The sequence below is a fragment of the Pararhodobacter sp. genome, from assembly GCF_036802785.1.
Taxonomy (GTDB): Bacteria; Pseudomonadota; Alphaproteobacteria; order Rhodobacterales; family Rhodobacteraceae; genus Pararhodobacter.
The window spans coordinates 1-9,767 of sequence record NZ_DAIRVN010000111.1; the positions used below are offsets into that span (position 1 = coordinate 1).

At 65.2% G+C, this 9,767-nt stretch carries 7 protein-coding genes; 2 read left to right on the top strand and 5 right to left on the bottom strand.

Annotation, left to right across the window (positions count from 1 at the left end; all coding sequences use genetic code 11):
• Positions 1-57 precede the first annotated feature (57 nt).
• The gene (locus V7Q53_RS22400; RefSeq protein WP_333831147.1) at positions 58-1,647 is read right to left on the bottom strand and encodes a lysine--tRNA ligase; all 1,590 of its coding nucleotides are present in this window, start codon (positions 1,645-1,647) and stop codon (positions 58-60) included.
• A 132-nt stretch (positions 1,648-1,779) separates the two neighbouring features.
• On the opposite strand from V7Q53_RS22400, the gene V7Q53_RS22405 reads away from it, so the two are divergent.
• Positions 1,780-2,202: a tellurite resistance TerB family protein gene (locus V7Q53_RS22405; RefSeq protein WP_333831148.1), complete on the top strand. Its 423-nt coding sequence runs from the start codon at positions 1,780-1,782 to the stop codon at positions 2,200-2,202.
• Positions 2,203-2,216: 14 nt separating this feature from the next.
• Here the strand turns inward: V7Q53_RS22405 and V7Q53_RS22410 are convergent, their stop codons facing one another.
• The 4 genes from V7Q53_RS22410 to V7Q53_RS22425 form a co-directional block, all read right to left on the bottom strand.
• Positions 2,217-3,863 carry a Na/Pi cotransporter family protein gene (locus V7Q53_RS22410; protein ID WP_333831150.1) on the bottom strand — a complete coding sequence of 549 codons (1,647 nt, stop codon included), beginning with the start codon at positions 3,861-3,863 and terminating at the stop codon, positions 2,217-2,219.
• Positions 3,864-3,938: 75 nt separating this feature from the next.
• Positions 3,939-5,456 carry a D-alanyl-D-alanine carboxypeptidase/D-alanyl-D-alanine endopeptidase gene (gene dacB, locus V7Q53_RS22415; protein WP_333831152.1) on the bottom strand — a complete coding sequence of 506 codons (1,518 nt, stop codon included), beginning with the start codon at positions 5,454-5,456 and terminating at the stop codon, positions 3,939-3,941.
• 113 nt (positions 5,457-5,569) lie between these two features.
• Positions 5,570-6,211, bottom strand: a complete 642-nt coding sequence (locus tag V7Q53_RS22420; protein ID WP_333831153.1) for a nicotinate-nucleotide adenylyltransferase — start codon at positions 6,209-6,211, stop codon at positions 5,570-5,572.
• A 170-nt stretch (positions 6,212-6,381) separates the two neighbouring features.
• Complete coding sequence (locus V7Q53_RS22425; protein WP_333831154.1) at positions 6,382-6,777, bottom strand: DUF2852 domain-containing protein; 396 nt, start codon at positions 6,775-6,777, stop codon at positions 6,382-6,384.
• A gap of 438 nt (positions 6,778-7,215) precedes the next feature.
• Here V7Q53_RS22425 and V7Q53_RS22430 point away from each other — a divergent pair, with 438 nt between their 5' ends.
• Positions 7,216-9,756, top strand: coding sequence for a condensation domain-containing protein (locus tag V7Q53_RS22430; protein WP_333831156.1), 2,541 nt, complete (start codon positions 7,216-7,218; stop codon positions 9,754-9,756).
• Positions 9,757-9,767: the final 11 nt, after the last annotated feature.

Here is a 9,767-nt window from a genome sequence, read left to right on the forward strand (position 1 = left end):
GTGTTGGTGCTGTGATCCTTGCCATACATCTCGAAATCGACATCCAGCGCCGCCCGGTCAGCCCTTCGGTGCAGCCAGCTCGCCCGCCAGCCCCCGGGCGATCAGCGCGCGGCTTTCGTCAATGCCGTAAAGCGCGATGAACCCGCCGAAGCGCGGCCCCTCGGATGCGCCCAGCAGCACCTCATAGAGCGCCTTGAACCAGTCGCGCAGGTTCTCGAACCCGTGCTCCTTGCCCACGGCGAATACCATGCTTTGTAGCGCCTCGCCGTCCAGCCCGCCGTCCCAGCTTTCCAGCCGCGCGGCCAGATCTTCCATCGCCGCACGTTCCTGATCGTCGGGCAGGCGGAACACCCGCTGGGGCGCCACAAAATCGTGGAAATAGCGCAGGGCATAGCCGGCGGCGGCGTCCAGATCGGGGTGGGTTTCAGGGCTGGCGTCGGGCGCGTAGCGCCGGATGAAGCCCCACAGGCCTGATTTGTCGCGCGCCCCGGCCACCGCTGCCAGATTCAGCAGCATCGAGAACGGCACCACCATGCGCGATTCCGGCGGGTTGCCGCCATGGATATGCCAGACCGGGTTAGCCGCCTGCTGTTCCGGCGTCTGGTCAGGATAGGCGCGCAGCTGCTGGTGATATTCATCCACCGCACGCGGGATCACATCGAAATGCATCCGCTTGGCGGTTTTGGGTTTCTGATACATGAAATACGACAGGCTCTCGGTCGCGGCATAGGTCAGCCATTCATCAATCGTCAGCCCGTTGCCGCGTGACTTCGAGATTTTCTCGCCGTTTTCATCCAGAAACAGCTCATAGGTGAAATGCTCGGGCTTGCGCCCGCCCAGAACCTCGCAGATCCGGTCATAGATTGGCGTGTTGGTGCTGTGATCCTTGCCATACATCTCGAAATCGACATCCAGCGCCGCCCAGCGCGCGCCGAAATCGGGCTTCCATTGCAGCTTCACCTGCCCGCCGGTGACCGGCAGCGTCCATTCGCGCCCGTCCTCGTCATCAAAGGTGATGGTGCCGTCTTTGGCGTTCACCTCCTTGAGTGGCACATACAGCACCCGGCCCGTCTCCGGGTGGATCGGCAGGAAGATCGAATAGGTCTGCTGGCGCTCCTCGCGCAGCGATTTCAGCATGACCTCCATCAGCGCATCATAGCGTTCCGCCGCGCGCAGCAGGATCGCGTCAAACTGGCCGGTCTTGTAGAACTCGGTGGCCGAGATGAACTCGTATTCAAAGCCGAACGTGTCCAGAAACCGGCGCAGCATGGCGTTGTTATGCCCGCCAAAGCTGTCGTATTCGCCGAACGGGTCAGGCACGGATGTCAGCGGGCGTTGCAGATGCTCGCGCAGCATATCGGGGTTGGGCACATTGTCGGGGATCTTACGCATCCCGTCCATATCGTCAGAAAAGCAGATCAGCCGGGTCGGAATGTCCGAGATCACCTCGAACGCGCGGCGGATCATGGTGGTGCGCGCCACCTCACCGAAGGTGCCGAGATGCGGCAGGCCCGAGGGGCCATAGCCGGTTTCAAACAGGACATGCCCCTTGGCGGGTGGCGCCTTCTCGTAGCGTTTGAGCAGCCTGCGCGCCTCTTCAAAGGGCCAGGCCTTGGAGGTCATCGCGGCATCGCGCAGAGAGGTCATATCACTTGCTTTCGCTCAGGGGTTCAGGGAAGAGTTCGCCATGGCACAGAGGGCTTCGTGATGCGCTTCCTATTGCCCGGCCCGGTCGCAGTCAATATTCTGGCCCCCAGCCCCCCTGAACAGGACAGCCTCATGGCACAGCCTCCGCATTCCCTTTCTCCGCAAGACAGCCTGATCGCTACGCTGATCGCGGTCTCGGTCGCCGACAGCGAAATCCGCACGGCGGAGCTGTTGGCCATCGAGGCGCTGGTGAACCAGTTGCCGATCTTTGCTGAGTATGATTTCGACCGCGTCAAGATCGTGGCGCAAACGGTCTTTGACCTGTTCGAGGAAGAGGACGGGCTGGATGCCCTGTTCGGGCTGGTGCGCAGCAACCTGCCTGAGCGCCTGTATGAAACGGCCTATGCGCTGGCCTGCGATGTGGCCGCAGCCGATGGCAAGCTGCTGCAGACCGAGCTGCGCTTTCTGGAAGAGCTGCGCTTTGAGCTGAACATCGACCGCCTGCACGCCGCCGCCATCGAGCGCGGCGCGCGGGCGCGGCATATGCACGGCTGACAGCGCCGCCCCCCTCAGGCGGCGGTGTCAGATGACGGTGGCGGGGCATGTGCGGCCATGGCCTGACGTTCAGCCGCCAGCAGGTGAAACAGCACGCGTTCGGCATGGGCTGAGCTGCGCCGCAGCCAGCGCATCGAATCGGTGATGGCGAAAATCCGGGGCGGGGCGGCACGGGTTGACAGAACGCGCCGCCGCAGCCGGTCTTCGCGCCGGGCCAGCCGGGGTTGCGCACGCACCAGCCGGGCATGCAGCCGCGCCAGCTGCGTGGCATGTTCGCGCGCCTTTTCCGCATCACCGGGGATGAACCCGGCCTCAAGCTGCGCCACCGCGCGCAGGATCGCGCCGAAATACAACGTCTCGCGCCGCAGCATCGGCTCATACATGGCGACCGTCATCCGCCCGCCCTGCCCGGCGCGCTGGATCAGGCGGCGCAGATGGTCCAGCAGCGCCATCAGTTCGCCATAGCGTTCCTGACGCAGCGGGTCTTTCTCAGGCAGAGCGATCTGCGACAGGAACAGCCCCAGCGCATCGGCATTGCTGACCTGCCCCGCCAGATCAGGCACCTCCGCCGGCCGCAACCCCGGCGCCAGCAGCGCACCCAACTGCCCGAAAAGCGCCGAAATCTGCCGCCTGCTGCCGGACAGCACCACATCCAGCGCGGCCGCCGGATCGGTCAGAAAGCGCGCATCCAGTTCCTGCTCAATCGCCAGCGGACGTTCGGGCACCAGCCATTCCACCAGCCGCGCGAACGCGCCGGTGAAGGGCAGAAACACCAGTGCCCCCACCAGCGCGAAACCGCTGTGGAACAGCACCAGCGCCAGCGGCGCATCGCCCATGGTGATCCCTGCCGCCATGACACGCACCACCAGATCGAGCAGCGACAGCGCCACCAGCCCCTGCGTCAGGTTGAAGATCAGATGCGCAATCGCCGTGCGCCGCATGGCGATATTGCCGCCAAGACTGGCCAGAACGCCGGTAAAGGTGGTGCCGACCGTCATGCCGATCACCAGTGCCGCCGCCTGCGTGAAGCTGACATGCCCCTCGGACAGAAGCACGATCGTCGCTGCCACCCCGGCGCTGGACGACTGGGTGACCACCGTCACCACCACCCCCAGCCCCAGCAGCTGCAACCGGCCCCAAAGCGTGTCGGTGGGCAGATTTTCGGGGCTCAGCAGCCCGTCGAACACCGACATCCCCTCTTTCAGCAGGTCGATGCCGATGAAGATCAGGCACAGCCCCGCCAAGACACCCCCCAGCCGCGCCACAGCGCCGGAGGTCAGTATCCGCATCAGCCCCGCCGCGAACAGCACCGGAAAGGCGAGGGTGCCAAGGTTGATCTTGACGCCCAGCAGCATCACCATCCAGCCGGTGAAGGTGGTGCCGATATTGGCCCCCAGTATGATTCCCAGCGACTGGCTGAAGCTGAGGATGCCGGCGCCGACAAAGCCCAGCGTCATCACCATGGTCGCGCTGGACGACTGGATCAGCGCCGTAATCGCCGCCCCCGCCGCCATTCCCGTAACCGGGCGCGCCGCAAAGCGCCGGATCGCAGCGCGCGCCTGATCCGAGGCCATGACCTTCAGCTCGGCGGTCAGCGCCTGCATCCCGTAAAGGAACAGGCCGATCCCGCCCAGAAGGTGGAAAATCCCGTCCGGTATCACGGCGAAAGGCCCGTTCCGCTGCGTGGATACCGCCGCGCCGCCGCGCGCGGCAAACAGTTAAGCCCGGGCGCGCGCTCAGCCATAGGTGGCCGCCCAGCGCTCGATCAAGCCCTGTTGGAGCGTGCGGGCCCGGCGCGCCCATTCCTGCGCACCCGGCGGGCGGTCGCGGGCCTGCACCGGGATGGTGGCACGGCGCGGCAGGTCGCCGCTGAAAATGGCAAAGACGATCTCGCGCCCGCCCGGCGCGCGGACATAGCCGCCCAGCCCGTTGACGAAATTCAGCGTGCCGGTCTTGGCGTGAACGGCGACCGGGTGATTGTTCATCTCGCGGCCCTGCGCGTCACGCATCGTATGGCGGCGCAGCAGGCCGGGCAGAATCCCCTCGCGGTGGGCGGCCAGAAAGAAGGCACCCATCCCCCGGGCCGTCACGCGTGAGGCGTCGCTCAGCCCCGAATGATCGGCGAATTGCAGCCCCTGTGCGCCATAGCGCTGCGCCAGCCACCCCGCCATCACCTGCCCTGAGCCGGGCAGCGCGGCGATGCCGGGCACCAGCCGCCGCGCGGCGGTCAAGCCCACGCATTCGGCGGTGATATTGGTAGAAAAGCGCAGCATCTCGCGCGCCATCTCGCTCAGTTGTGCCGAGCGGTTCTCAGCCAGCACAGCGCCGCCGCTGCCGCCCGAAGCCGCCTGCGGGGCAGGCAGGGTGCAGCCGCGCGCCGCCAGCAACGCGCGCAACACGTCGCCTGCATAGGGGCCGGGGCGGCGCACCGGCAGCCAGCGTGACCCGCCATTGCCCAGCGCCTGCCGCGATACCGTCCAGGCCTCGCGCCCGGCAGCGTTGGCATAGGTATAGACCGGATCACCCCTGTCGCGCGCCTCGATCCTGATCACCGAAACCGCAGGCACCTCGCGGTTAGAGCGCGCATCCATCGTCAGCCGCATCTGCCCGCCGCTGGGTGCCCATTGGAAATGCACGCGGTTATAGTTCAGGTTCAGCCCCGAAATCGCCGGGTTGTAGCCCGCCTGCACAGGCTGGTCGGTGGCGATCTGCGAAATCTCGGGCAGGGCGCTGTCATCAAGCAGAAACCGCCCCTCCACCCGCCGCAACCCCTGCGCGATCAGCGCATCGGCCATCCGCGCCATATCCTCGGTTTGCAGGCCCGGGTCGCCACCGCCCTGCAACACCAGATCCCCGCGCAGCACGCCCCCTGCAATGGCCCCGCCCCGCGCCAGAACGCGGGTGATGAACCGATGCTCCATCCCCAGCGCATGAATGGCGAAAAGCGCGCTTGGCGCCTTGGCCACGCTGGCGGGCGGCAAGGGCTGGTCGGCGCCATGTTCCTCCAGAATCGTCCCGCTCTGCGCATCCAGCGCGATGAACCCCGTCACCCCGCCCAGATTGGCGCGCTGCAACAGCCGCTCGACGGATTGCGCCGCCACCGCAGGCGCACTTCCCCGCGCGCCGGGCGCGGAGGGGCGTGGCAGCGGGCGCAGCGAGCGTTCGGGGGCATTGGCCAGCGCCGGAAAGGCACTGGCCGCAAGCAACCCGCCCAGGAGGGCGCGGCGGGTCGGATGCGGGTGGTCAGAGGCCATGATACTCCCTTCAACAGATACGAACGGCAGCGCGGCAGGTGCCGGTGATGGCACCATGCCCATGCAACCATCCGGCACGGACGATGGCATGTCAAAACTGCGTTGATCCTATGTCATTGCGGTCCGGCTTTTCCAGCCCCGTTCCCTTTATCCGGGGCGGTACCGGCTGCCCGCGCCCGCATCGCGCTGGACGATTCCGGGCGCATCGGCATGTCCAGATAAACCCAGGCGGGCGCATCTGCCCGGCCCAGCAGCCTTGCTGCCTGCGCAGGCAGACGGTAGGCCGCGTATTGACGCGCGGTGCGCGCCGACAGCGCCGCAACCCGCTGGCCGGGCCGGGCAAATACTGCGACGGGCACGTTCGCCATGATCTCGCGCCAGCGGCCCCAGCGATGGAACCCGGCCAGATTATCGGCCCCCATCACCCAGACGAAGCGCACCCCCGGATAGCGCTGCTGCAGTGCCGCCAGCGTATCGGCGGTGGCCCGCGTGCCCAGCCGCGCCTCGATATCGGTGATCTTCACGCGCGGGTGCCGCGCCATGGCCGCTGCCGCCGCCAGCCGGTGCGCCAACGGCGCGGGCGGATGCTGTTTGAGCGGGTTACCCGGGCTGACCAGCCACCAGAGCTGATCCAGCCCCAGCCGCTTGAGCGCCTCCCGCGAGAGGTGCAGATGCCCCGGATGCGGCGGATCGAATGAGCCGCCGAACAGCCCCACCACCTGCCCCGGTGCCGCATACGGGTCTTCCCAGCGCATCTGTCGCCCCCTCCGGACCTTTTGCCGCGCGCGACCATGGCGGGAAACCGGGGCGATGGAAAGGGCAGAACGGCCCCCGTTCTGCTGAGGGCGCCATTGCGAGGGGGAAGGGAACGCAAAACACCCGGCCCTTGCGGGGCCGGGTGGCGCTTCTCACAGCCAGAAAAGGCTCAGTTCGCCGGTTCGCCCTGACGGGCCTCGTCGCCACGGCGACGCGCACGGTCGTCCATGAAGGCGTCGAATTCGGACTTGTCCTTCGCCTCGCGCAGCCGGTCCAGAAAGGCGCCGAAGGCCGCCTGCTCATCTTCCAGCCGCTTGAGCATATCCGACTTGTAGGCATCAAAAGCGCTGTTGCCCGAGGTTCCGGTGACGCCGCGATGCATCCGGTTGCGGCCCTTGCACGATTTTCCAAACATCTGCTTTCCCCAAATCATATATGCCAGAAGTGCCAGACCGATCGGCCAGAACACGATGAATCCGACCACCATGGCCGCAATCCACGCGGGCTTGCCGCGCTCGTCCAGCCAGGTTTCAGCCCGTCCGGGCCAGGTTGCGATTGCCGTCATTTGCCAGTCTCCTCTGTCTGTCGGTGTTAATGTAATTTACATTTACATAAGTGGGCATGGCAAGCACTGATTCAAGAGGTATCGGGTGGATTTTTCAGTGAGGGGCAACTGCCCAGAATCATTGAGAAATCTGAGCGCTCACCTAGCGAGGCGCGTCTGCCTTGCGGAGGAGGTGCATGGGAAACCGGCATCAACACCGCAATCCCCGTTGATTGAGCACCGGATTGCGCGAATCGCGTTTCGGCTGAGCGCCCCGTCTGGCACAGCGTTTTCGGAGAAAACCGTCGCCGGGGAGGCTGCGTGCGGCATCCAGCGGCCACGCAACCCATTAATATTCCGTCACTTAAACCGGCGAACAACCCCAAAGAGATTCTCTTTGGTCACTTCCACCGAATCCGCTACGCTAAAAATGGTAAATTTGTGGCGTTGGGGGTGAGTATGGAGATTGCACAGCTCTTTGATTTTGTCGGTCGCTTCCCGACAACCTCCGCCCAGCAACGCTTCTGGTTTCAGGAAATGGCCAAACCCGGCGATATCGAGCTGAATATCGCTGTCAGATGGGAACTCCGTGGTGCCTTCCGCGTCGCGGATATCGAGCGGGCGATGCAGATCATCACCGACCGGCATGAGATGCTCCGCACCCGGTTTGTCGAGGAGCATGGCGAGCTCCGGCAAGAGGTGGTCACGGGGGTGCGGTTCCATCTGGGTGTGGTGGATCTGCGCGCCGTCTCGCCGAAGGACCATGATGCACGGGTTGCCGCGATGGCGCGCGAACTGGCCGCGGAGCCGTTCGATCTGACCCGGCCCTGCCAGTTGCGCATGTCACTGGTGCGCCTTGCGCCTGACCGGGCGGCGATACTGATTGTCGCGCATCATATTGCCTTTGATGGCTTTTCTATTGGCGTTCTTGGCAATGAGCTGGGCCTGACCGTTCAGGCACTGTCCGAAAACCGGGCGCCGGACCTGCCGGAACTTGCCCTGCAATACGGCGACTATGCGCTTTGGGAAAAGGAGCTTGAGGCATCGGGCGCGCAGGAGGAAGACGGGCTTTTCTGGGAACGGAAGCTGAAAGACGCGGCGTATTTCGAACTTGAGACAGATTTTCCGCGCCCGGCCATCCGCACGACCACCGGCAAGACCCTGATCAAACCCTTCCCCGCCGGTTTCGACGCAAGGATGACCGCGTTCAACAAATCGGCGGGCATATCGTTCTTCACGCTGGGCGCGGCAGTGATGAGCGCGGCGCTTCATCGCTGGAGCGGCAAGACCGACATCCTCTTCGCCTCGCCGGTCGCGGGCAGAACCGATACCGCCATCGAGCAGCTGATCGGCGTTTTCATCAACACACTCGCTCTGCGGATCGAGGTGCACCCGGACGATTCGCTGCTGGATCACATTTCCCGGGTCAGCGCGGTTGTGAAGGAGGCCGTGCTGCATCAGGCCTATCCGTTCGACAAGGTGGTGCGCCGCCTCAAGCGCCCGCGGGATGCCAGCCGCAGACCGCTGGTCTCGCTCAACCTGAACATGCAGCGCGTGTTTCTGCAGGAACGTCGCTATGGCGCGTTCGAGATGGTCTCGGTCCCGTCGCATATGCCGGGCGTGTTTTACGACATGAACATCCAGATCATCGGCCGGAATGCGGGCTGGAAGCTGATGATCGATTACAACGATGCGATGTTCAGCAAGCAGACGGTCGACGCGTTTGCCGACCTCTTGCTGGCGACCTTTGACATCACCCTTTCTGAGCCTGCGCGAAGCCTTTCGACCCTGCCGCTCAGACCCCAGACCCGCAGGCGCGTTCCCCATGCCCTGTCCGCGCCGCTGCCGGAGGATGATGCGCTGCCTTCGCCGCATGACGACCTGCCCGGCAGGGGCATTGTTGCACCGGCGGTGCGGCAGATCTGGGCCGATATTCTGGGCATCCCCGTGGCGGAGTGTCAGGGCGATTTCTTTGAACTGGGCGGGTATTCGCTGCGGGTGTTGCGCATGCTCGCGCGCGTCGAGGCACAATTCGGCAAACGGGTGCCGCTGGCGGCCTTTCTGAGCGATCCGACACTGGACGGGTTTTCCCGGGCGTTGCGCGAGGCGCTGCAAGACAACGCCCATGGTGCCGCACCCCAGGGGACCGACGGGCGCGTGATCGAGATCATGACCCTGCACCCCGCCCATGCAGGCAGCCCCGTGATTGCCACGATCAACCAGCCCTTCCTCTATCATGCCATGGCACGCAACCTTTCGGACGATCTGGAGGTCGCCAATGTTTTCGTCCCTGATGAGGCTGCCTTTGCCCTGCTCAAAGAGATGGATTTCGATGCCATCGCAGCCGAGGCGGCGCGGCGGCTGCGTGCCCGCTATAGCGGCCGCCCCATGGTCCTTTGCGGGCAATGTGTGGACGGCCTGCTGGGGCTGCGGATCAGCCAGAAACTGGCGGAGGCGGGCGAGCACATTCTGGCGGTTGCAATGATTGACACATGGGAGCCGGGGCGCTTTGTCCGCATGACCCGCCTTGAACGCATTGTCGCGCGCTGGACCATCCGCGCGCGGCGCTGGGGGCACTATCTGACCGAGAAGGCTGCGGGCCGCATCGGCTGGGCAGAACTGTTCAGGAAGAGTAACCTGGGCAACGGAATGATGCGCCGACTGGGCATGGCCGAGCCGAAAACCGAGGCCGAGCGGCTGGCGATCGCCGTCAATGCACAGCTTGTCCGAATGAGCCGCAAGCATCCCTTCGACCAGTACGAGGGCGAAGTGGTTCTGTTCAAGACAAGGGCGCATACCGAGGCGGCCCTGCGGCTGAGCTTTGGCTGGTCGGGCCTGCTGGCCGCCGATACGCCGGTGTATCCGCTGGCCGGATGGCACGAGGATGCCTTGCTGAAATCAGGGGTTGAGCGCATCTCGCAGGTGCTGGAGGCAAGGGTCAACCGCTGCCGTGAGGCATGCGCCGTCCCGGTTCCGCGCGGCGCGCAACATGCCCGCTGACGCCCCCCCCC

What these genes read in the sequence shown, in the direction of transcription:
- V7Q53_RS22400 (WP_333831147.1), bottom strand. Translation starts at nt 1,647, where the DNA reads ATGACCTCTCTGCGCGATGCCGCGATGACCTCCAAGGCCTGGCCCTTT.
- V7Q53_RS22405 (WP_333831148.1), top strand. Translation starts at nt 1,780, where the DNA reads ATGGCACAGCCTCCGCATTCCCTTTCTCCGCAAGACAGCCTGATCGCT.
- dacB (WP_333831152.1), bottom strand. Translation starts at nt 5,456, where the DNA reads ATGGCCTCTGACCACCCGCATCCGACCCGCCGCGCCCTCCTGGGCGGG.
- V7Q53_RS22420 (WP_333831153.1), bottom strand. Translation starts at nt 6,211, where the DNA reads ATGCGCTGGGAAGACCCGTATGCGGCACCGGGGCAGGTGGTGGGGCTG.
- V7Q53_RS22425 (WP_333831154.1), bottom strand. Translation starts at nt 6,777, where the DNA reads ATGACGGCAATCGCAACCTGGCCCGGACGGGCTGAAACCTGGCTGGAC.
- V7Q53_RS22430 (WP_333831156.1), top strand. Translation starts at nt 7,216, where the DNA reads ATGGAGATTGCACAGCTCTTTGATTTTGTCGGTCGCTTCCCGACAACC.